This window comes from Microbispora sp. CSR-4 (assembly GCF_008033685.1).
GTDB lineage: Bacteria > Actinomycetota > Actinomycetes > Streptosporangiales > Streptosporangiaceae > Microbispora.
The window spans coordinates 1-21851 of record NZ_VJVX01000019.1 but is presented as its reverse complement, the minus strand read 5'-3'; the positions used below and the strand labels follow the sequence as shown (position 1 = coordinate 21851).

The window sequence follows — 21851 nt, the reverse complement described above, 5'->3', positions numbered from 1 at the left end:
GGACCGCGGTGGCCACGGTGTGTTCCTCCCCGATGTAGCGGCGTGCGCCGACCGGTCCCCGGGACATGCTCGGCCGGCTGCTGGAAGGATGATGCCAGTAACAACGTCCGCAACGCATGTTGGGAGCTCCTCCTTGGACGTCCTCGACGGTCTGGATCCCGAGCAGCGCGAGGTCGCCCAGGCGGTGCGCGGACCGGTGTGCGTGCTCGCCGGCGCGGGGACCGGCAAGACCCGCGCCATCACGCACCGCATCGCGTACGCCGTGCACACCGGGGTCGTCGAGCCGCAGGGCGTGCTCGCCGTCACCTTCACGACCCGCGCGGCGGCCGAGCTCAAGCAGCGGCTGCGCGGCCTCGGGGCGGCCGGCGTGCAGGCCCGCACGTTCCACGCGGCGGCCCTGCGCCAGCTCAGCTACTTCTGGCCGCGCGTGATCGGCGGCGACCCGCCGCAGGTGGTCGAGTCGAAGCTGCCGCTGCTCGTGGAGGCGGCCAGGCGCCTGCGCAGGAACCCCGACCGCGGCGAGCTGCGCGACGTGGCGAGCGAGATCGAGTGGGCGAAGGTCACCCAGGTCGGCCCGGAGGACTACCCCGCCGCCGCGGCCAAGGCCCGGCGCACGCCGCCGATCGCGCCCGAGGAGGTGGCCCGGCTGTACGAGGGGTACGAGAGCCTGCGCCGCCAGCGCAACCTGATCGACTTCGAGACGATCCTGGAGCTCACGGCGGCCGTGATGACCGAGCACCGCGAGGTCGCCGCGCAGATCCGCCAGCAGTACCGCTATTTCGTGGTCGACGAGTTCCAGGACGTCAACCCGCTGCAGAAGCTGCTGCTCGACACCTGGCTCGGTGGGCGCGACGACGTGTGCGTGGTGGGCGACCCCAACCAGACGATCTACTCGTTCACCGGCGCGACGCCCCACTATCTGACCAACTTCGCCGTCGAGCACCCCTCGGCGGCCGTGATCAGGCTGGTGCGCGACTACCGCTCGACCCCGCAGGTGGTGACGCTGGCCAACCGCGTCATGGCGCGCTCGCCCCACCGGCTGGAACTGGTCGCCCAGCGGCCCGACGGTCCCGAGCCGGTCTTCACCGAATATGACGACGAGCAGGCCGAGGCGCTCGGCGTCGCGCTCACGGTCAAGAAGCTGATGGCCGACGGCGTGCCCACCCGCGAGATCGCGGTGCTGTTCCGGGTCAACGCCCAGTCGGAGGCGTACGAGCAGGCGTTCACCGACGCAGGGGTGCCCTACCTGCTGCGCGGGGCGGAGCGGTTCTTCGAGCGCCCCGAGGTGCGCCAGGCCGTGGTGCTGCTGCGCGGCGCGGCCCGGTCGTCGGCCGACGAGCCGCTCGCGCCCGCCGTGCACGCGATCCTGTCGGGCATCGGGCTGACCGCCGAGCCGCCCGGCGGCGGCAAGGCCAGGGAGAAGTGGGAGTCGCTCAAGGCGCTCGCCGACCTCGCCGAGGACATGGCGGCCGAGGGCGCCGACCTGCCCAGGTTCGTCGGCGAGCTGGAGCGCAGGGCCATGGAGCAGCACGCGCCGCCGGTCGAGGGCGTGACGCTCGCCTCCCTGCACGCCGCCAAGGGCCTGGAGTGGGACGCGGTCTTCCTCGTCGGCCTCACCGACGGCATGGTCCCGATCGTCTACGCGGAGACGCCGGACCAGATCGAGGAGGAGCGGCGGCTGCTGTACGTCGGGATCACCCGGGCCCGCGAGCACCTGCACATGTCGTGGGCGCTCGCCCGCTCGCCGGGAGGCCGCCGCTCCCGCAGGCCGTCGCGCTTCCTCGACGGGCTGTCCCCGCGTACGGCGAGCGTGGCCAGGGCCGAGCGGCCGGGAGGCTCCGGCGGCCGGGCGAAGCGCTCGGCGGCGCCGCTGCACTGCCGGATCTGCGGCAAGACGCTCTCGGCGGCGGCCGAGCAGAAGCTGGGCCGCTGCGCGACCTGCCCCGCGGACTACGACGAGGCCCTGCTCGAACGGCTGAAGGCGTGGCGCTCGGCCGAGGCGAAGGAGCAGAAGGTCCCCGCGTACGTCGTCTTCACGGACGTCACCCTCCAGGCCATCGCCGAGCGGGCGCCCGCCTCCGAGCAGGACCTGCTCGCGATCGCCGGAATCGGACGCGTCAAACTTGAGCGGTACGGCGACGCGGTCCTGGAGCTCTGCCGCGGCGCCGGTACTGTTACCGACGAGTAATACCCGCGTGTGCTGGAGGCTGCCGTGAACTCGGCCCTGAAGGAGCTGCTGGACCTGCTCGACCTCGAACCGATCGAGCTCGACATCTTCCGGGGACGCAGCCCGGAGGAGCGCATCCAGCGGGTCTTCGGCGGCCAGGTGGCGGCGCAGGCGCTCGTCGCGGCCGGCCGTACGGTGCCGTCCGACCGGATGGTCCACTCGCTGCACGCCTACTTCATCCGGCCGGGGGACCCGGCCGTCCCGATCGTCTACAACGTCGAGCGGGTCCGCGACGGGCGGTCGTTCACCACCCGGCGCATCACGGCGATCCAGCACGGCAAGGCGATCTTCTCGATGTCGGCGTCGTTCCACATCGAGGAGCCGGGCGTGAGCCACCAGGCCGTGCGCATGCCGCAGGTTCCGGACCCCGAGACGCTGCCGACCTTCCAGGAGCGGATGCTGAAGGTCGTGGGCGACGAGCCGGGCTGGCGCGAGCTGCTGGCCAAGCCGCGCCCGGTGGACGCGCGCTATGTGAACGCGCTGACGTGGGAGGCCGCCCACGACCCCACCCTGGTCACCCCGGAGAACAACGTCTGGTTCCGGTATGACGCCGACCTGCCCGACGACCCGCTGCTGCACGTCGTGCTCGCGGCGTACGCCAGCGACTTCACGCTCGTCGACACCGTGCTGCTGGCCCACGGCCTGGCCTGGGGGTCCTCGGCGGTGTCCGGCGCGTCGCTGGACCACGCGATGTGGTTCCACCGGCCCTTCCGGGCCGACGAATGGCTGCTGTACGCCCAGGAGTCGCCGTGGTCGGGAGCGGCGCGCGGGCTCGCCCGCGGGCAGATGTTCACCGCGGCCGGGGAACTGGCCGTGTCCGTGGTCCAGGAGTGCCTCATCCGGGTGTCGCCGGCGTTGCACTCCGATGTCACGAAGTCGTGAAAATCGCAGGTAGAAAATAGGTTGCCCACCCTGCCGCGGCGGTTTAGGGTCTTGGACAAGTCAGCCGGACGCTTCGGTCCGGTGAGATCGCACTGAAATGGAGGTGAGTCCAGTGAGGAACATCACGACGTCCCGCACGCTGTGGCTCGCCTCCGCATGCCCGGCCGCCATTGTCATGCCGAAACTGCGGCGTGGCGAGGCCGCCGCTGCCCTGGCTCCGGTGACCGGAGCCGCGGGCTCGGCCGCCTTCGGCGCGTTCGCCGGCCTGGCCAGCCACCACCGCAACCCCGTCCAGCGACCGGTCTATGTGAACCGGCCGATGGGCGATGAGCAGATCCGCACCGCCGCTCGCGGAGGTGCGCAGGGTCCGCACGATGCCTGGAGAGGACCAGTCATACCCTGACTAGGTCTCCATCTCCGGGCCGCGGATCCCACCCAGGATCCGCGGCCTTCTTGTTTTGTCGGCCACGAATCCACACCCCCAACGAGGACAAACCAGACCAAACCATTCAAAGAGGTGACGCAGATGGCGGCCCCGGTCATGGACCTGATCGAAGCCGAAATCCCCTGTCGTACCGACCCCGACCTGTGGTTCGCCGAGTCTCCCGAGGACGTGGAGTTCGCCAAGGCGCTCTGCGGCGGCTGCCCGATCCAGAAGGCCTGCCTGGCCCGCGCGCTGGAGCGCGAGGAGCCGTGGGGCGTCTGGGGCGGGGAGCTCATCCTGCGGGGGGTCGTCGTGCCCCGCAAGCGTCCCCGTGGGCGCCCGCGTAAGTCCCCTGTCGCCGCCTGACCAGCAACCACAGCAATTTCCGGAAGGAACCGATCCAGATGAGCATCTCCCCGATCACCTCCCTGTATCTGCACCAAGAACTGGCGCACGAGCGAATACGAACCCTCCACCGCGAAGCTGCGGAGGAGCGGCTGGCCGGCCGGATCAGGAGCGTGCAGAGGGCACGCCGGCAGGCCGAGCGCGCGTCCCGGCGGCTGAGCTCCGCGCTGGCGCGCATGTGACGCGAGCCTGACGCGACCGAACAAGTGAATCGATGACGAAGGCCCGGGCCCGGCGAACGGCCCGGGCCTTCGTCGCTCGTAAAGATGCGATCACCGAACGCACAGAAGATCGTCTGCCGTGGGAGCGGGCGAGGACCACGGGGTATGAGGCGGATCGCCGCCCCAGGCCGGATGGTCACGGGCGGCGGGCGAAGTGGTGCATGAGCGGTGGGTGGGACTCGGATGGGCGACCGTACGTCAGGCGCGCTTGATCTCGTGGCGGTTGCGCGACGGCTCGCCGTCACCGCGCTCGTCGCCGGACTGTGGGGTTCGGTCATGCCGGAGGCCGAGGCCGCGCCGGTCGCGGCGACGGCGCGGGTGGCGCGCCACGGCCACGGTCACGGCAACGGCCACGGCGACGGAGCGACCCAGGCCACCACGGGCACCAACACCGCGAACGCGCCCGCCATCAACAGCCCGCCCAAGCAGATATCCGGTGGCCGCCGCAACGTGAACGCCCCCGCGGCCAACAGCGCCGTCACGTTCGCGGGCGTCCAGCAGGTGTCGAGCGTCAGCGTGTTCACCAACACCCTCAACGGCAACTGCAGGAGAGGGATCAAGCGCTGCGTCATCAACCAGAACCTGCAGACGAGCGAGAGCCGCGGCGGCCGATGACGCCGCCCGCTCAGGTCAGGGCGAGCGCGCTGTCCTCGGACTCGCCCGTCTCGTCGGCGAAGCCGGGCACCCAGCGCACCACCTCGTCGCGGAAGCGGGCGGTGGCGCCGAGCTGGCACAGCACGCCGACGCCGGCCGCGTGCACGCGGTGGATCAGCACGTACGACGGGGGCAGGTTGAGCTGGCGGACCACGTTGTTCGGCCGCAGGTCGGCCACGGTCGCCGCCTGCTCCCGCAGCCACTCCCTGCTGAAGGCGAACTCCTCGACCCGGGTCGGCTCGACGTACGGCGCGAGGAAGGCCCGCAGGGCGTCGACGTCGACCTCGATGTGCGGGCGGATGAACCCCTCCGCGCGCAGCCCGCGCACGACCGTCTCCATGTCGCCCTGGTTGAAGATGCGGGTGAGCCTGCCGAAGGCGACGGGGTAGCCGTCGGGCATGCGGTTGACCGCCCCGAAGTCCAGCACGCCGAGCCGCCCGTCCTCCAGCAGCCAGAAGTTGCCGGGGTGCGGGTCGGCGTGCAGCATCCCGACCCGGGCCGGGGAGCAGAACAGGAAGCGGACGAACAGCAGGCCGGCGTGGTTGCGCTCCTCCTGAGTGCCGTCGGCGATGATCCGGGAGAGCGGGGTGCCCGTCATCCATTCGGAGACGAGGATCTGCTCGTTGGCCGCGATCACGGCGGGCACGTGGGAGTCGGGGGCGTCGCGGAACTCCTCGGCGAACGCCTGCTGGGCCTCGGCCTCCTTCAGGTAGTCGAGCTCCTCGGCCACCCGCTCCTTCAGCTCGGCCAGCACGGGCTTGATGTCGAGACCGGGCAGCAGCGCGCCGAAGAGCTTGCCGAGCCGCGCGAGCTGGTTGAAGTCGGAGATCAGGGCCTTGCCCGCCCCCGGATACTGGATCTTCACGGCCACCGGGCGGCCGTCGTGCCACACGGCGCGGTGCACCTGCCCGATCGACGCCGCGGCGCTCGGCCGGTCGTCGAACTCCAGGAAGTTCTCCCGCCAGTCGTCGCCGAGCTGCTCGGTCAGCACCCGGTGGACGGTGGCGGCAGGAAGCGGCGGCGCCGCGTCCTGCAGCCGGGTGAGCGTCGCCCGGTACGGCCCGGCGATCTCGGGCGGCAGCGCCGCCTCGAAGATCGAAAGTGCCTGGCCGAGCTTCATCGCCCCGCCCTTGAGCTCGCCGAGCACCTTGAAGACCTGGTCGGCCGTACGCTTCTGGATCTCCTGGGCGACGATCTCCGCGGAGGCGCCACCGAGCCGCCTGCCCAGTCCGAGCGCGGTGCGGCCGGCGAACCCGAGAGGGAGTGTCGCGAGCTTTGCCGAGCGTGTCACGGCGCGGTGGGGAAGGTCACTCACACGACCATTGTCGGCGATGAAGAGTGCTTTCGACCACGATTTCCGATCGAGCGGGCACCGGGGCTCCGGCCGGCGCGAGCCTCCCGGAGGAATACGCCGTCTATGAGATTGGTCACACCGCGACTGCCGTGACGGGAGTATCCGCCGGTGAGAGGCGTGGCCTGTGGCCGTTCACGCGGCGGGAGCGCGGGGCACGGCCGCCGCGCCGGTCGCGTCGCCCGGGACGCAGCCGCAGTCGGGGTGCGGCTCGCAGGCGCGGTGCCGCCAGCGCCACCCGGGCGACACCTCCAGCAGGCCGCCGGGCACGCGTCCCTCGTCGAGATAGGCCAGAGCCTGACCGGCCGCCTGCGCGGCGACCAGGCACGACAGCACCACGTCGCAGGCGATCTCGCCCGCCGGATAGCCCCCGAGCCGGGCGCCCACGAGCGGCCAGGACGGATCCCGGTCGCGGCGGCCGAGATCGAGGCAGCGCAGGCAGGCGGTGAGTCCGGGGACGACGAAGGGCCCCACCGAGCCGTGTCCCTCGAAGGCGCAGACCAGCAGGTGAGGCACCCCCTCGGCGACGATCTCGTGGACCAGCGTGGCGTCGAGCGGGTCGGCGGGTGCGAGGATCACCAGGTCGGGGCGCACCCCGCCGTCGGACAGCCGGGAGGCGGCCCGTCCGGGCCAGGCGTTGACGGCGGGGGAGATCCGCCGGGCCGCGAGCACGGCGGCCTCCTCGCGGGTCGTCCCCGTCTCCGCGCGGCCGAGCCCGCCGGGAACCACGTCGCCCCAGGTCGCGGTGCCCGGATCGACCACGCAGATGTGGCCCACTCCCGCCGCGGCGAGCAGCGTGACGACCCGCGCGCCGACCCGGCCCGCGCCGTACACGCGGATCCGCGCCGCCCTGCGCGCCGACATCGCGCTCATGCCGCCGTCGGTGGAGGTCAGCGCCAGCCTGTCCAGATCGGGGCGGAGGCGGTCGCGCTCGGCGAGCGGCAGGTCGGCGAGGGGCTCCGGCCGGGCCGCGGCGTCCTCGATCAGGCCGTGCGCGGCGAGCCGGGCGACCACCTCCAGGGCGGACGCCTCGTCGAGACCGCTGCTCGCCACCGCCTGCCGCAGGGTGCGGGCGCCGTCGAGGCCGTCGATCAGGCGGCGCACGGGCGGCTCGACGCCGGTCAGCACGACGGCCCGGAGCGGATGGACGCCGAACTGCAGCGTGCGGCCGTCCCGTTCGACCCGGCGCAAAACCGGCTTGAGTCGAGGTCTCATAGTCGTCAGACCTTGCCATATGCAGGGTGGGCGCGGGCGCCGGTACCAGCGTGGCTGTGGATAATTACCGGGGTGATCGTGGTCGGTGAATATCCGCAACCCCGTAGTTTTCACGCCCGCAAGGTCACGTTCGCCCGATTGACCAGGGAGAACGTGTACCACCCCCTGTGGAATTCGGCGCGTGTCGGCTACCTTTCATATGTGCCCCCCGAGACAGTCGAGGTTCGTCGGAGCGCACGACGGCGGCGAACCGTTTCCGCGTACCGCGATGGCGACAAGACCATCGTGCTGCTTCCGGCTGGTCTGAGCACGACCGACGAGGAGCAGTGGGTACGCCGCATGCTCGACCGCCTTGCGGCCAAGGAGCAGCGAAGACGCCCGAGCGACGACGACCTGCTCGAGCGGGCGACGGAGCTTTCGGCGCGCTATCTGGACGGCAAGGCCGTGCCGGCGAGTGTCCGCTGGGTGGAGAACCAGCTGCACAGGTGGGGGTCGTGCACCCCCGACCACGGCACGATCAGGTTGTCGGCCCGGCTGCGGGGCATGCCTGCCTGGGTGGTCGACTACGTCATCATGCACGAGCTGGTCCACCTGCTCGTGCCCAGCCACGGCCCGCGCTTCTGGGCCCTCGTGGAGCGCTATCCGCGGGCGGAACGTGCCAGGGGTTTCCTCGAAGGATTCTCCATGGCCGCCAACGGCGCGCCGGAGGAGTGTTGACCCGGGTCGTCGCGGTGCTGGTCACTCCGGGCATGGCGGACGCGGCTCCACCCGGCGTGGACCCGGCCGAGTTCCTGACGGCGATGGCCGAGGACACCTACGAGATGGTCGCCGGGCTCGAACTCGTGCGGCCGGTGATCCTGTCGGCCGGCGTGCCGGGGCTTGAGGACATCGCCTGGCCGGGCACGCCCGTCCTGCGGATCGCCTCGCCCGCCGACGCCTTCGCCGCGCTGTCCGCCGGCGACGAGACCGCGGAGGAGGGCGTCGTCGTCAGCGCCGACGCCCCCGACCTGCCGCCGCTGCTGATCGGAAAGCTCTTCCGGGAGCTCGGGCGGGCCCACCTCGCGGTCTGCCCGGCCGAGGGCGGCGGCGCCGTCGCCGTGGCGGCGCGCCTGCCGGTCGCCGAGTGGGCCGCGCCCGACCTCGACGAACCCGACGCCGTCGCGGCGATGCGCCGCCGGGCGCCCGGTCCCCGCATGGTCGCCACCGGTCCCGGCTGGCACCGGCTCAGGAAGCCGCAGGACGTGGCCCGCCTCGACCCCGGGCTCGAAGGCTGGGACAACACCCGCGCTCTGCTGACCTGAGACTCATATCCGTCCGGGCAGGCGAAGCTCGGCGTAGAACGCCAGGTGGTCGCTGCCCGCGACCCTGTGGACGCCGGTGCGCACGGCCGACGCCCGCTGGTCGTACAGCACGTGGTCGATCGTGATCAACGGCGGGAACCACCGGTTCGCGGGCCAGGTGGCGGTCAGGCCGTCGCCGGTCGCGTCGGCCGCGTCCGCGTAGCCCCGCCCGAGCACCGCGCGCAGCGCGGCGTGATCGAGGCTCGCGTTGAAGTCGCCCGCCAGGACCCGTACGACGCCGGGGGACGCGGCCGGGAGCGCCGCGAGATCGGCCTCCCACTGAGCCGTGTAGGGAGCGTTCAAGGGCGCGAGCGTGTGCACGTCGACGATCTCCACGGGCGGGCCGGACGGCAGGGCGAGCCGGGCCCTCGGCATGTGGTGGCCGCCCTCGCGCACGAAGTCGGGCGCCGCGCTGAGGGGATGACGCGCGTAGATCCCGCTGCCCGAGGGCCCGGGCCCGTCCTCCAGGTGCCGGTAGGGCAGCAGGCGCGCCACGCCCGCCGCGTCCAGCGCCTCGACGGCCTCGTGAGTGAGCTCCTGGGTGGTGAGCACGTCCGGCCGGAGCCGGCGTACGAGATCCACCACGGTCGCGGCATCGCCCGCGCCGAAAAAGAGGTTGACCGTGAGGATCCGCAGCGGCGGTCCCGTGACGGGGGGGGCCGAGCCGGCCGCGCGGGGCAGGACCACGGCCGCCAGCAGGACCGATGCCGCCACCGCCACCACGATCACGGCCGTACGGCGGGCGGCCCGCGCGATCGCCACCGCCAGGAGCGATGTGGCCGCGACGTAGGGCGTGCCCGTCATCAGCGCCACGCCCACTCCGCCAAGGGGGACGGCGCCGTCGGCCCCGGCGAGCCGGGCCGCCGCCCAGACCGCGAACGGCGCCACCACGATCCACGCCGTCCGGGGGGAGACCCGGAGCCTCCGGCGCGGGGGAGAGACGATCTCGCCGCCCACGTCCAGCTTGGTCATGAGCCCGACCGTAGCCGAGCCGTCCCCGGGACCGAACGCGCCGCGCGTTCAGGCCGGAAGAGCCGGAGACCCGGGGTGCGGCGGCGACGAACCCAATCCGGCGTCGCGCGCCCGCGCCACGGCCGCCGCTCGGTCGGCGACGTGCAGGCGGTCGGGGAAGAGCAGGATGCCGAAGGTCGCCATCAGGGGCACGCCGAGAAGGCTGAACGGAGTCTGCGCCAGGTAGATCCACGACGCGATGTCGATCCTGCCGATGTGCGCCGCGGCGTCGGCGGCGGCATTGAGCCCGGAGCCGATCGGCGCCGCCGTGCCGGAGATGAGGAAGATCCAGCCGGTCCGGCTGCGCGGCTGCGTTCGCGGTATCGCCGCGCCGACAAAGCGACCGCCAGATAGACCACCGCGGTCGCCGAAATCAGGATGGACAGCCGGCTCAGGTGGCCGGTGGCGATCAATGCCATGCCCAGGGCGGCGAAGAGCACGGCCAGCGTCACCGTGGCCGACACGACGATTCCGGGCTTCGACGCCATCACCGTCGATTGTGCGCCGAAGACGGGTCGCCCGACAGTGTTCCTGAGTGTAGCCACACTGTTCCTGGGCGTCGCCGCACCGTTCCTGGGCGTCGCCGCACTGTTCCTGGGCGTCGCCGCACCGCTGAGCGACGCGGTGACACGACCCGCGATCAGGCCGAGGCCGGCCTGATCGCGAGTGTGCTGCGCCTCGGTGAAGGCGGCTTCATCGGAGATCATCACGCCACCGCGGGGACTCAGAGCGTGACCGTGTCGTTGTCGCTCTCACAGCCGGTCGCCCCGGATCCCGGGCGGCAGAGTCAGAGGTCCTGGTGCATGCGGGATTCGTCTCGTCGGATTCCCGGCTGTGCCGGGCCGTACGGGGCCGGGCCGTACGGCGAGGGTTCAGGCGGTACGGGGGTTCAGGCGGTACGGCACAGCGACCGGGCGCGGCGGGCCAGCCGCCGCGTCGCCTCGTCGCTCAGCTCCGGGATCTCCTCCACGGGGAACCAGCGCAGGTCGAGGGACTCGTCGCTGATCACCGCCTCGGCGCCGGGAGGCGCGACCGCGCCGTACTCGACGTCGAGATGCCAGCTGTGCGGCGGGTGGCACCACACCTTGTGCCGGTCGAGCGCGAGCGGCCCGCCCAGCAGGGTCAGCCCGGAGATGCCCGACTCCTCGGTGGCCTCGCGCAGGGCGACCTGCGCGAGCGTGGTGTCGGACGTCTCGCAGTGCCCGCCCATCGGCAGCCACATCCCGGCCTTGGGGTGCAGGGTCAGCAGCACGCGTTCGCCGTCGTGCGACAGGACGGCGGTCGTTGCCGTGAGGTGGCCGGGAGCGCACTCGCGCCACATCGCGTCCTCGTGGGCGCGCAGGTGCGTCAGGAACTCCTCGCGGAGCCGCTCCTCCTCGGGGGTGGGCGCGACCCATCCGGCCAGTACGGCTTGCGCGTCACGATGCAGGCTCACCGGCGCAGCCTACCGACAGCCGGTGACCCTTACTTGCCGGACTCCTCGCCTGTCTCGTCACCCGAGCCGGGCTCCTTGTGCTCCCCAGGCTCCTTGGGCTCCTCCAGCGCGGACAGGTCCCACTCGGCCTCGCCCTTCACGAACGACTCGGGGTTGTCCAGGTCGTCCGCGGTGGGCATGAGGTCGGGGTGACCCCAGACGGCGTCCCTGCCCTCGATCCCGCGCGCGGCCTCCAGTGCCCTCCACAGGGCGGCCGCCTCACGCAGCCGTCGCGGGCGCAGCTCCAGGCCCACCAGGGTGGCGAAGGTGCGCTCGGCCGGGCCGCCCGTGGCGCGGCGGCGCCGTACGGTCTCGGCCAGCGCCGCGGCGGACGGGAGCTTGCCCTCGGCGGCGGTGTCGACCACCGTGGCCACCCAGCCCTCGACCAGCGCGAGCGCGGTCTCCAGCCGGGTGAGCGCGGCCTTCTGCCGCTCGGTCTCCTCGGGCTTGAGCAGCTCGCCGCCGCCCAGGACCTCCTGGATCCGCTCGGGGTCGCTGAGGTCGAGCCCTTCGAGCTTCTCCTGGAGGGCGGACACGTCCACCGTGATGCCCTGGGCGTACTCCTCGACCGCGCCGAGCAGGTGCGCCCGCAGCCACGGCACGTGCTGGAAGAGCCGGTGGTGCGCCGCCTCGCGCAGCGCCAGGTAGAGGCGGATCTCGTCGGAGGGCGTCTCAAGGCCGCTGCTGAAGGCGGCCACGCCTCCGGGCAGCAGGGCGGCGGTGTCCGACAGCGGCAGGCCGATGTCGGAGGAGCCGACCACCTCGCGGGCGAGCGAGCCGAGGGCCTGGCCGATCTGCTGGCCGACCATCATGCTGCCCATCTGCCGGAGCATGCCCATGAGCGGCCCGGCCACGGCCTGCGCCTCGGGCGGCAGGCCCGCCCCGCCGAGCGTGCCGCCCATCGTCTCGACCATCTGGGCGGCGACGGGATCGCACAGCTGCTTCCAGACCGGGATCGTCTTCTCGATCCACTCCGACCGGCTCCAGGCCTGCGGGGTGGTCACGCCGCTCGGCAGCGTGGTCACCTCGTTGAGCCACAGGTCGGCCAGGTTGAGGGCCTCGACGATCTGCCGTCGCTCGCCCTCCATGACGCTCGGATCGCCCTCGGCGACCACGGCGTGCCGTGCGATGTTCTTCGCCATGTCCCAGTTGACGGGACCGGCCTCCGGTGAGGCCGACAGCATGTCGGCGAACTGCCGCATGGCCGCGGCGATCTGCTCCGGGCTGCCGAACATGGCGAACGGGTTGTCGTTGGGGTCGTTTTCGCGACCTGGCAGGTCAGTCACCGCGCCACCTCGTGCAGGATGGAGGAGTCCACATCCGCCACGTTATCCGCCGTGGGGCGGATCAGTGCAAAGTGAGGACCTCGTGCCTACCTCGAAACGCCTGCGTCCCCCCGTCGTCGCCGTCACCGGCGCCGCCTCCGGTCTCGGCCGGGCGTTCCTCGCGAAAGTGGCCTCGTCTGCGGATTTCCGCCGCGTGGTGGCCATCGACGAGCAGCGCGGCGACACCCCGGACGTCACCTGGCGGGTCCTCGACATTCGCGATCCGCTCTTGGCGAACCGGATCTCCGATGTGGACGTCCTGGTGCATCTCGGCACGGACGAGTCGCTCGACACCGACCCCGCCGAGCGCCGCCGCTACAACCTGCGGGCCGCCCAGACCGTGCTCACGGCCTGCGCCGCGGCCCGGGTGCGGCGGGTCGTGCTGGTGACGAGCGCGATGGTGTACGGCGCCGCCGCCGACAACCCGGTGCCCCTGCCCGAGGACGCCCCGGTCGCGGCCGAGCCCGACACCGGCCTGGTGGGCGACCACCTGGAGATCGAGGCCCTGGTGCGGCGGTCGCTGCGGGCGCATCCCGGCCTGGAGGTGACCGTGCTGCGGCCCGCCGCCCTGGTCGGGCCGGGCGTCGACACGGTCATCACCCGCCACTTCGAGGCGCCGCGGCTGCTCGTGGTGAAGGGCTGCCTGCCGCGCTGGCAGTTCTGCCACGTCGACGACCTGGTGTCCGCGCTGGAGGCCGCCGCCCTGGGCCGGGTCGGCGGGGTCGTGGCGGTCGGCTCCGAGGGGTGGCTGGAGATGGAGCAGGTGGAGGAGATCTCCGGCCTGAAGCGGTTCGAGCTGCCGGCGGGGCTGACGTTCGGCACCGCGCAGCGGCTGCACCGGCTCGGCATCACGCCGACGGCCGCGACCGACCTGCACTACGTGGTCTATCCCTGGGTGGTCGACGGCGTGGCGCTGCGGGAGGCGGGCTGGAAGCCGGCCTGGACCAACGAGGCCGCGCTGCGGGAGCTGCTCGAACTGTGCGAGGGCAGGCACGCGGTCGTCGGCCGCCGCCTGTCGGGCAAGGAGGCCACGATCACCGCGGCGGGTGCGACCGTCGCGGTCATCGGCACGGCCGCGATCGTCCGGGCCGCACGCCGCAAGCGCCGCACCTGACGGGCCGCAGGCACTACCCTCGGTGACGTGGACGTCATCCGATTGCTGGGCATTCGCGACACCCCGTTGTCCGTGGACGAGGTGCTGGGCGCGGTGGAGGACAACGCCGCCGGGGGCACCGCGGTCTTCGTCGGCACCGTGCGCGAGCAGGACGGCGGCAGGCCGGTGACGCTCCTGTCCTACTCGGCGCACCCGTCCGCGGAGGAGCATCTGCGCAGGGTCGCGGAGAAGGTCGCGGCGGACTTCCCGGTGACCGCCCTGGCGGCCGTCCACCGGGTGGGCGACCTGCGCCTGGGGGAGATCGCCGTCGTCGTGGCGGCCGCCTGTCCCCACCGGGGCGAGGCGTTCGAGGCCTGCCGCAGGCTGATCGACGACCTCAAGCACGAGGTGCCCATCTGGAAGCACCAGGTGTTCGCCGACGGGGACGCCGAGTGGGTCGGCGCCTGCGACTGATGCACCCGGAATGCCCGGAGCCCGGAACGCATAGAGTTCGTTCATGTCCCGACGCGCTCTGACCCTGCTGGTCGCGGGATTCCTCGCGCTCGCGCTGGCCGTGATCGGCGCCATGCTGCCGGTGCCGTACGTCGTGCTGAGCCCCGGCCCCACCGAGAACACGATCGGGGACGTCAAGGGGAAACCGGTCATCACGATCTCAGGCCATGAGACCTATCCGACGCAGGGCAGGCTGAGCCTGGTCACCGTCGCCTACCAGGGCGGGCCCGACAACCGTCTCGACCTGCTCACCGCGCTGCGCGGCTGGCTCGACCCGACGGTCGCCGTGGTGCCGGAGGAGACGCTGTTCCCGAAGTCCACCTCGGCCGAGCAGGTCCAGGAGCAGAACACACAGGAGATGACCGACTCGCAGCAGTCGGCCACCGCCGCCGCGCTGAACGCCCTCAAGATCCCCATCGAGAAGGTGATCACGGTCGCCGGGACCGACAAGGGCACGCCGGCCGACGGCAAGCTCAAGCCGGGCGACGAGATCACGGCGGTGGACGGCAAGACGGTGGGCGAGCTCTCGTCCGTCGCCTCGTCCGTGCAGAGCCGCAAGCCCGGCGAGCAGGTGACGTTCACGGTCAAGCGCGCCGGAGCCTCGACGCAGGTGCAGGTCGGCACCGTGGCGGGCACGGACGGCAAGGCCAAGGTCGGCGTGCAGATGCGTTCGGGCTACCGGTTCCCGTTCAAGGTCGACATCAGCGTCGGCGAGGTCGGCGGGCCGAGCGCGGGCCTGATGTTCTCGCTGGGCATCTACGACAAGCTGACGCCGGGGGCGCTCACCGGAGGCATGTCGATCGCGGGCACCGGGACGATCGACCCGGCAGGCCAGGTCGGCCCGATCGGCGGGATCGAGCAGAAGATGGTCGGCGCGCGCCGGGCCGGGGCGACCGTCTTCCTCACGCCCGCGGGCAACTGCGCCGACGCCGTCAAGGCCGTGCCCGCGGGGCTGCGCCTGGTGCGGGTCGAGACGCTGGACGGCGCGATCAAGGCGATCGACGCCCTGCGCGATCACAAGGGCGAGGTCCCCGCCTGCCCGGCAGGCTGACCGTACGACCCGGGCGCGGGGCGGTGACCTGCTCGTCCTGTCCGCACGCGGCGTCGCGATAACGATCAGATCTGTTACCACGACCACGCCAATCGCGGTGTAGGTTTCCAAGCACGGACCGTTGCCCTCTGACAATCATGGCCCTGCCAATCTGAGACAAGGGGTTGAGCGTTGAGCTTCCGGAGCCCCGGAGCCGGACGGGCGGTGCGCTTGCCCCGACGGCCGCGCCTTCTGATACCCGTGCTGCTCGCCGTCGTGGCGATCGTCGTGTTACTGCTGGTCTTCTCGGGGATCTACACCGACTACCTCTGGTATGACTCGGTGAGTTTCTCCTCGGTGTTCTCCACGATGCTGGTCACCCAGGTGGTGCTGTTCATCGTGGGCGCCGCCCTGATGATCGCCATCGTGGGCGGCAACATGGTGCTCGCGCACCGCACCCGCCCGATGTTCGGGCCGGGGATGTTCGGGGCGCCGCAGGGCGCCGACCGCTACCGGGTCGCGCTCGACCCGCACCGGCGGCTGGTCTTCCTGGTCGGCATGGGCGTCCTCGCCCTGTTCACGGGCTCGTCCACGGCGGGGCTGTGGAAGACCTGGCTGCAGTTCGTGAACCGCACGCCCTTCAACGAGAAGGACGCGCAGTTCGGCCTCGACCTGTCGTTCTTCGTGTTCACGATGCCGTTCCTGCGGATGCTGCTGAACTTCCTGTTCACGGCCGTGATCCTGTCGATCATCGCGGCGACGATCGTGCACTACCTGTACGGCGGGTTCCGGATCTCCTCGCCCGGCGGGGTGCACGCCACCCGGGCCGCCAGGGCTCACCTGTCGGTGCTGCTCGGCGTGTTCGTCCTGCTCAAGGCCGCGGCCTACTGGCTCGACAGGTACAGCCTGGTCTTCTCCGACCGCGGCAAGACCTTCGGCGCGTCGTACACCGACGTGCACGCGGTGCTCCCGGCCAAGGGGATCCTCGCGGTCATCTCGCTCATCTGCGCGCTGATCTTCTTCGCCGGCGTCATCAGGCCGGGCGGGATGTTCCCCGGCGTGGCGTTCGGGCTGCTCGTGCTGTCGGCCGTCCTGATCGGCACGGTCTATCCCTCGCTGGTCGAGCAGTTCCAGGTCAGGCCGAACCAGCAGAGCAAGGAGCAGGCGTACATCCAGCGCAACATCGACGCGACACGAAAAGCCTACGGAGTCGATACGGCGAAGGTCACGGAGTACAGCGCCAAGACCGACACCGACGCCTCCGTGCTGCAGACCGAGGCGTCGGCCATCCCCGGCATGCGCCTGCTCGACCCGAGCCTGCTGTCGCCGACGTTCCAGCAGAAGCAGCAGATCCGCGGCTACTACCAGTTCCCCGAGCAGCTCGACATCGACAGGTATCCCGTCGACGGCAAGCCGCGCGACACGGTGGTGGCGGTCCGCGAGATCGGCCGCCCGCCGGAGGGGCAGCGCAACTGGATCAACGACCACCTCGTCTACACGCACGGCTTCGGCTTCGTCGCCGCGCCCGGCAACAAGGTGGACAGCAGCGGCCTGCCGGTGTTCAGCGAGCGCGACATCCCGCCGGTGGGCGACCTCGGCGACTACGAGCCCCGTATCTACTTCGGTGAGAACTCGCCCGACTACTCGATCGTCGGCGGGCCCAAGTCGGCAAGGCCGATCGAGCTGGACTACCCGCAGCAGGGACAGGCGGGCGCCGACCAGAACAACACCGGCCAGGTGAACAACACCTACGAGGGCAAGGGCGGCGTCTCGATCGGCAACTTCTTCCGCCGCCTGCTCTACGCGGTGAAGTACGGCGAGACCAACCTGCTGCTCAACTCGAACATCAACGACGAGTCCCGCATCCTCTACAACCGCGAGCCGGTGCAGCGCATCCAGCAGGTCGCGCCGTTCCTCACGCTCGACCGCGACCCGTACCCGGCCGTGGTGGACGGGCGCATCGTGTGGATCGTGGACGCGTACACGACGTCCGACTCCTACCCCTACTCCGAGCGCAAGAGCCTGGAGTCGCTCACCACCGACGTGCAGTCGAGCCGCCTCGGCGTGCCGCAGGTGCCCAGGGACGAGATCAACTACATCCGCAACTCGGTGAAGGCGACCGTGGACGCCTACGACGGCACGGTCACCCTGTACGCCTGGGACGAGTCCGACCCGGTGCTCAAGACGTGGGAGAAGGCCTTCGGCGGGGTCGTCAAGCCGGCCTCGCAGATCACCCCGGGGCTGCGCGCGCACCTGCGCTACCCGGCCGACCTGTTCAAGGCGCAGCGGGAGATCCTCACCTCCTACCACGTCACCGACGCCAACGCGTTCTTCAGCGGCCAGGACTTCTGGAAGGTCCCCGAGGACCCGGCGACCGGCAAGAGCAAGCAGCCGCCCTACTACGTGACGATGAAGATGCCCGGCAGCGAGACCGAGCGCTTCTCGCTGACGACCACGTTCGTGCCCAACCAGCGGCAGAACATGGCGGCGTTCATGGCGGTCGACGCGACGGCCTCCGGACCGAACCCGCCGCTGGAGATCCTCCAGTTGCCGAGCACGACCGCGATCCAGGGTCCGCCACAGGCGCAGAACCTGTTCGAGTCGAACACCACGGTGTCGACCGAGCTCAACCTGCTGCGCGGCGGCGGCACCGACGTGCTGTACGGCAACCTGCTCACGCTGCCCTTCGGCGGCGGCCTCCTGTACGTCGAACCGGTCTACATCCAGCCGCGTGCGGAGACCTCGGGCAAGTATCCGACCCTCCGCCGGGTGCTGGTGCTGTACGGCGAGAAGGTCGGCTTCGGGCCGACGCTCAGCAACGCGCTCGAGCAGGTGTTCGGCGGCACGGTGGCGACGCCGCCGGACCAGACGCCCGACCAGACGGCGAACCAGCCTCCCGGTCAGGTGACCCCGCCGGAGAGCACGTCCGCGCTGACGTCGGCGCTCGACCGGGCCCAGCAGGCGTACGACGACTCGCAGAAGGCGCTGTCGGCGAACCCGCCCGACTGGAAGGCGTACGGCGACGCCCAGGCGTCGCTGAAGAAGGCGCTGGACGACCTGGCCAAGCTCAAGACCGGGACCTCCCAGACCCCGGCCCCGAGCGCCAGTCCGAGCGCGAGCGGGAGTCCGCCGGCCGGTGCGACTCCCAGCCCGGCACCGAGCGGCTGAACTATCCCGGAGCCCCGCGTCCCCACGGGCGCGGGGCTCCGGTTTGCCTCCCGCGCGATGCCGGGATAGTGTTCGTAGAGCCGACGCGGGGTGGAGCAGCTCGGTAGCTCGCTGGGCTCATAACCCAGAGGTCGCAGGTTCAAATCCTGTCCCCGCTACCAAGTGAGACCCCCGGACCCTCAGGTCCGGGGGTTTTCCTTTTCGCCCGACCACCGTTAGCCGGTTGAGGGGCGGAACGGAAGGGAGCACCTAGGTGTCGATCTGGACAGGCACCTGGATCTTGCTGGCGATCGGGGTGTGAATATCCGCCTGAACCTCGGTGAACAAGGAGACCCGCAGGGCATACCGCACGGGAACGCTCACACGATCACGGCGATTGTTCTGCTTCCACCAGCCGCCGACGGGATAGACGGCGATCACCCCGCAGCGGGCGAGGTCGACCGCGTGGCCGCTCCAGATGTCGGCATGCAGGGAACCGGAGTTGCGCGCCTGCCCCAGAAACCAGCGGTCGTCCGTGGCCGATGTGGTGCGGACGCCGCGCTCCTCGCCCTCGGCCGCATTGCTGAGCCGCTTGTGGAAGTCAGCAAGGCTCTCGGTCGGCCGGATGACGTCGAAGCGCAGGCCGTGCGAGGCGTACGCGTAACGACCCTGCCAACCGCGGTTGGAGGGGTTGGGCTCGATGGAGTACGACAGCGTTACCCGCATCCGCACCGGGGCGTTTTCGAGGTCCTGTAGCAGATCGGACGGCCACGGCAGGGTGTGCAGGCGCATGGCCCGCATCGAGATCGAGGACTTCGACCGCGCGAAGGGACGGAACTCGTCCTCGACGATCATCGTCACGTCGCCGGCGGCGCTCGCCAGCACACGTGCCTCGGTGGGGGCGCCCCAGCCGTAACGCTTCAACAGGGCGTACCGCTTGCTCTTCAGAGAGCCCTCCCGAGGCGTCGGGAAGTGGGCGGCCATGGCGGGAGTCCACTCGGCTGCGTGTACGAGCAGGCCGCGGACCGCCTCGGGCGTGAGACTCGGATACCGGCTGAGCACTAGGGCGCCTAACCTGGCCGCCTGGGAGGTGGCCGCGCTCGTCGCGTTCGCCGTGGTGAGCAGACTGTACGCGCCGCCCGTGGTGAGGACTTCCACGCCCTGGTGGCTGTCGAGCTCACCCCAGGAAGAGGCCAGCAGGTTGCCGCAGTTCGTGGAGCAGGGAAAGGCGCAGCTCGGAGATGTTGGCCACCAGCGCCGCGTTTTTCGGGCTGCCGCTCGGAGTGACCTCGGTGGCGAACTGGTCGAACAGGCTGATGAACTTCGATACGGCCGAGAACGGCAGCCAGATGAGTGCGCGCTCGGGCAGGTCCTCGCCCGCTGGGACGACCGAGAGGAGTTTGGCGCCGTGGGCATCGAGGCGTTCCAGAGCCAGGCTGTACTCGGCGGACCAGCCGACGACGGTCAGCACGAAACCGTCGCCGCGTACGCTCTCGTCCACAGCGACATGAGCCGAACGAGCCGAGGCCTCCGCCAGGCGGAGCTCGCCCTTGAGTTTGGTGGCATGTGCTCGGCGATCGCTGATATCCCTACGTCCACCGCTGATCGGTGCGCTTCGTCCCCTGTACGCGGCGTCGGTCCCGGTGCCCGGGACGATCAGGTGGGGAAGGCGGCGGAACGTGGGCCTATTGGGCTCACCCATGCCGGGCAGCGCGGCGCGCGTCGAGCGCCGACCTCAGTGCGAGGGTGGAGAGTGAATCATCACCAGCGAGGATCGCGTCCTTGGCGGCGATCTCCCCCGCTCGCACGAGTTCGGCGTGACTGAGGTCGCCGACATGACCCATCAGATCGTCCCAGTCCACTTCTGCCGTGTTCATCGACGTCAGCCTCCGGCGCAGCACCTCGATAGCTTGTTCTGCACTCGGCACATCATAGGTAATGACCGCGTCGAATCTACGGAATAGTGCGCCATCCAAGATCGCCGCATGATTTGTGGCCGCCACCACTAGGCTTTCCGGTCGCGCTTCGTCCAGAAATAGCAGGAAACTGTTGAGTATGCGCCGGGCTTCGCCGACATCTCCTTCAATGCGGCGTTCCGCGCCGATTGCGTCGAATTCGTCAAACAGGTAGACGGCTCGATTGCGGGCTGCGGCATCGAAGACCAGCCGCAGTTTGGAGGCGGTCTGTCCCATGAACCTGCTGATCAGTCCGTCCAAGCGGACGGTGAACAGCGGAAGGCTCAGCTCACGGGCGAGCATCGCGGCGCTCATGCTCTTGCCGGTCCCGGGCGGCCCGACGAGCAGCAGCCTGGAGATGGGGGCGAAACCATGGCTCTCCAGGCGTTCGCGCTGCCGTTGCTCATGTAGAACACGTTCTAGCTGTGTTCGCACGGCCTCGGCGAGCGTCATGTCGGCGAGGTGGACGTCCGGATAGCCGGCCGTGACGAAAAGAATGCCCAGCCTATTTATGCCCTGTGGGCCGATCCACTTCCGTCAGGGTGCCTGTCTCGTTCGGGCCGCCTACGATCGGCGGTGGCAGCGTGAGGGAGTCGCCTGGGGAGCGGACATCAGGCCGGGAAGTCGAACTCGCGGGCCTTGACACCGGCGATGAAGGCTTGCCACTCAGTGGGAGTAAAGAGCAGTTTCGGGCCGCCGGGGTCCTTGCTGTCGCGTACGGCCACCGTGCCGGGCAGGTTGGTCGCCACCTCGACACACTGACCACCGTTGTCACCGGAGATCGATGACTTTCGCCAGAGCGCAGCGCCCAGGTCCATGCCTGTCTCGCTTCCTCGATCATCCTGACGGATACGGGCTCAGGATAGGCCCAATCCGGGATCGAGGGACGGCACAACCTCCATCGAATTCTCTCCTGACTTGGATGAAAATTCCACCTTTTTTCCGCCTCGTTATTCCATGCTCAGCCCGGAACAGACCGCGTTATGTCATGACCCTTGATTTTTCGGGCTGTTCAACCGATCGTCCGCCCGATATTGCAGAGGCAGTCTAGGGCGCGTATCGGGTTGTGATCAATTTGTGGGATTCGCCTGTCCATCGTGGCTTGATCCGGTAGATCGGCGTGTGTGACGCGTGCGCAGCTGACGGATGAGGAATGGGAGTTCATCAAGCCCTATCTCCCGATCGGCAGGTTCGGCCCGTACCCTGAGCGGCTGCGGCAGCAGTTCGAGGGGGTGATCTGGCGGTTCAGGACGGGTGGGCAGTGGCGGGAGATCCCGCAGGAGTTCGGCGCCTGGCAGACCGTTCACAACCGCTTCCGGCAGTGGAGGGATGCCGGCGTCTTCGAAGTCCTGCTTGAAGGGGCGATCGCGGAAGCCGCCAAACGCGGCGAGGTGGACTTATCCCTGGTCAGTGTGGACTCCACCACCGCTCGGGCGCACCACGACGCCGCCGGGATGCACCTTGACCCGGACGTGCTGGCCGCCTTGGAGAAGGCTGCCGAACAGGAGCGGGCCCGGCAAAAGGGGGCGACCGGGAAGGACAACAGGAGCAGGACGCCCGAAACGACGCCGAAGCAGAACAACG

At 70.6% G+C, this 21851-nt stretch carries 24 protein-coding genes and 1 tRNA gene; 15 read left to right on the top strand and 10 right to left on the bottom strand.

The genetic code is table 11. The features are described 5' to 3' along the window. Positions 1–133 precede the first annotated feature (133 nt). From FLV34_RS16155 to FLV34_RS16130, 6 genes are all read left to right on the top strand, one after another. Entirely contained in the window at positions 134–2188 is a 2055-nt protein-coding gene (locus tag FLV34_RS16155) for an ATP-dependent DNA helicase UvrD2 (protein WP_315985195.1), read from the top strand. Between the two features lie 24 nt (positions 2189–2212). Continuing rightward, positions 2213–3109, top strand: a complete 897-nt coding sequence (locus FLV34_RS16150; protein WP_142650694.1) for an acyl-CoA thioesterase II — start codon at positions 2213–2215, stop codon at positions 3107–3109. 112 nt (positions 3110–3221) lie between these two features. Next, positions 3222–3512 (top strand): hypothetical protein, encoded by a 291-nt coding sequence (locus tag FLV34_RS16145; RefSeq protein WP_142650693.1) that lies wholly within the window; start codon positions 3222–3224, stop codon positions 3510–3512. A gap of 123 nt (positions 3513–3635) precedes the next feature. Further along, positions 3636–3899, top strand: coding sequence for a WhiB family transcriptional regulator (locus FLV34_RS16140; RefSeq protein WP_079315495.1), 264 nt, complete (start codon positions 3636–3638; stop codon positions 3897–3899). Positions 3900–3937: 38 nt separating this feature from the next. Further along, positions 3938–4120: a hypothetical protein gene (locus FLV34_RS16135; protein WP_142650692.1), complete on the top strand. Its 183-nt coding sequence runs from the start codon at positions 3938–3940 to the stop codon at positions 4118–4120. 255 nt (positions 4121–4375) lie between these two features. Next, complete coding sequence (locus tag FLV34_RS16130; RefSeq protein WP_142650691.1) at positions 4376–4774, top strand: hypothetical protein; 399 nt, start codon at positions 4376–4378, stop codon at positions 4772–4774. 10 nt (positions 4775–4784) lie between these two features. On the opposite strand, the gene FLV34_RS16125 is transcribed toward FLV34_RS16130, so the two are convergent. Both FLV34_RS16125 and FLV34_RS16120 read right to left on the bottom strand, forming a co-directional pair. After that, entirely contained in the window at positions 4785–6128 is a 1344-nt protein-coding gene (locus FLV34_RS16125; protein WP_147943472.1) for an AarF/ABC1/UbiB kinase family protein, read from the bottom strand. A gap of 171 nt (positions 6129–6299) precedes the next feature. Then, the gene (locus FLV34_RS16120) at positions 6300–7379 is read right to left on the bottom strand and encodes a ThiF family adenylyltransferase (RefSeq protein ID WP_142650689.1); all 1080 of its coding nucleotides are present in this window, start codon (positions 7377–7379) and stop codon (positions 6300–6302) included. Between the two features lie 201 nt (positions 7380–7580). Here FLV34_RS16120 and FLV34_RS16115 point away from each other — a divergent pair, with 201 nt between their 5' ends. Both FLV34_RS16115 and FLV34_RS16110 read left to right on the top strand, forming a co-directional pair. Next, on the top strand, positions 7581–8096 hold the full coding sequence (locus FLV34_RS16115; protein WP_142650688.1) for a M48 family metallopeptidase: 516 nt from the start codon (positions 7581–7583) through the stop codon (positions 8094–8096). Further along, positions 8090–8680: a hypothetical protein gene (locus FLV34_RS16110; RefSeq protein WP_261985796.1), complete on the top strand. Its 591-nt coding sequence runs from the start codon at positions 8090–8092 to the stop codon at positions 8678–8680. Before FLV34_RS16115 ends, FLV34_RS16110 begins: the two co-directional genes overlap by 7 nt. 3 nt (positions 8681–8683) lie before the next feature. Here the strand turns inward: FLV34_RS16110 and FLV34_RS16105 are convergent, their stop codons facing one another. Both FLV34_RS16105 and FLV34_RS40475 read right to left on the bottom strand, forming a co-directional pair. Then, positions 8684–9691 (bottom strand): endonuclease/exonuclease/phosphatase family protein, encoded by a 1008-nt coding sequence (locus FLV34_RS16105; protein ID WP_147943471.1) that lies wholly within the window; start codon positions 9689–9691, stop codon positions 8684–8686. Between the two features lie 48 nt (positions 9692–9739). After that, a complete protein-coding gene (locus FLV34_RS40475; RefSeq protein ID WP_168066371.1) occupies positions 9740–9883 on the bottom strand; it encodes a hypothetical protein in 144 nt (47 codons plus the stop codon). A 249-nt stretch (positions 9884–10132) separates the two neighbouring features. Here FLV34_RS40475 and FLV34_RS16100 point away from each other — a divergent pair, with 249 nt between their 5' ends. Next, positions 10133–10390 carry a hypothetical protein gene (locus tag FLV34_RS16100; protein ID WP_147943470.1) on the top strand — a complete coding sequence of 86 codons (258 nt, stop codon included), beginning with the start codon at positions 10133–10135 and terminating at the stop codon, positions 10388–10390. Positions 10391–10619: 229 nt separating this feature from the next. Here the strand turns inward: FLV34_RS16100 and FLV34_RS16095 are convergent, their stop codons facing one another. Both FLV34_RS16095 and FLV34_RS16090 read right to left on the bottom strand, forming a co-directional pair. Next, positions 10620–11165 carry an NUDIX hydrolase gene (locus tag FLV34_RS16095; protein ID WP_147943469.1) on the bottom strand — a complete coding sequence of 182 codons (546 nt, stop codon included), beginning with the start codon at positions 11163–11165 and terminating at the stop codon, positions 10620–10622. Between the two features lie 29 nt (positions 11166–11194). Beyond that, on the bottom strand, positions 11195–12490 hold the full coding sequence (locus FLV34_RS16090; RefSeq protein WP_260617453.1) for a zinc-dependent metalloprotease: 1296 nt from the start codon (positions 12488–12490) through the stop codon (positions 11195–11197). Positions 12491–12572: 82 nt separating this feature from the next. On the opposite strand from FLV34_RS16090, the gene FLV34_RS16085 reads away from it, so the two are divergent. The 5 genes from FLV34_RS16085 to FLV34_RS16065 all read left to right on the top strand — a co-directional run bounded on the left by FLV34_RS16085 (position 12573) and on the right by FLV34_RS16065 (position 18494). Continuing rightward, positions 12573–13643: an NAD-dependent epimerase/dehydratase family protein gene (locus FLV34_RS16085; RefSeq protein ID WP_260617452.1), complete on the top strand. Its 1071-nt coding sequence runs from the start codon at positions 12573–12575 to the stop codon at positions 13641–13643. Positions 13644–13670: 27 nt separating this feature from the next. Continuing rightward, a complete protein-coding gene (locus tag FLV34_RS16080) occupies positions 13671–14096 on the top strand; it encodes a molybdenum cofactor biosynthesis protein MoaE (protein WP_142650682.1) in 426 nt (141 codons plus the stop codon). A 43-nt stretch (positions 14097–14139) separates the two neighbouring features. After that, a complete protein-coding gene (locus FLV34_RS16075; protein WP_142650681.1) occupies positions 14140–15186 on the top strand; it encodes a PDZ domain-containing protein in 1047 nt (348 codons plus the stop codon). Positions 15187–15390: 204 nt separating this feature from the next. Beyond that, complete coding sequence (locus FLV34_RS16070) at positions 15391–18333, top strand: UPF0182 family protein (RefSeq protein WP_315985194.1); 2943 nt, start codon at positions 15391–15393, stop codon at positions 18331–18333. An 84-nt stretch (positions 18334–18417) separates the two neighbouring features. Continuing rightward, a tRNA-Met gene (locus tag FLV34_RS16065) sits at positions 18418–18494 on the top strand. 88 nt (positions 18495–18582) lie between these two features. Here the strand turns inward: FLV34_RS16065 and FLV34_RS16060 are convergent. From FLV34_RS16060 to FLV34_RS16050, 4 genes are all read right to left on the bottom strand, one after another. Further along, entirely contained in the window at positions 18583–19509 is a 927-nt protein-coding gene (locus FLV34_RS16060; protein ID WP_369074156.1) for a S8 family serine peptidase, read from the bottom strand. Then, entirely contained in the window at positions 19490–19813 is a 324-nt protein-coding gene (locus FLV34_RS41550; protein ID WP_221889992.1) for a hypothetical protein, read from the bottom strand. Before FLV34_RS41550 ends, FLV34_RS16060 begins: the two co-directional genes overlap by 20 nt. 193 nt (positions 19814–20006) lie before the next feature. Continuing rightward, entirely contained in the window at positions 20007–20720 is a 714-nt protein-coding gene (locus tag FLV34_RS16055) for an AAA family ATPase (RefSeq protein ID WP_147943466.1), read from the bottom strand. A gap of 158 nt (positions 20721–20878) precedes the next feature. After that, on the bottom strand, positions 20879–21085 hold the full coding sequence (locus FLV34_RS16050; protein ID WP_142650677.1) for a DUF397 domain-containing protein: 207 nt from the start codon (positions 21083–21085) through the stop codon (positions 20879–20881). A gap of 306 nt (positions 21086–21391) precedes the next feature. On the opposite strand from FLV34_RS16050, the gene FLV34_RS16045 reads away from it, so the two are divergent. Beyond that, positions 21392–21851: transposase (locus FLV34_RS16045; protein WP_261985795.1), on the top strand; the 460-nt coding region annotated here is incomplete at its 3' end.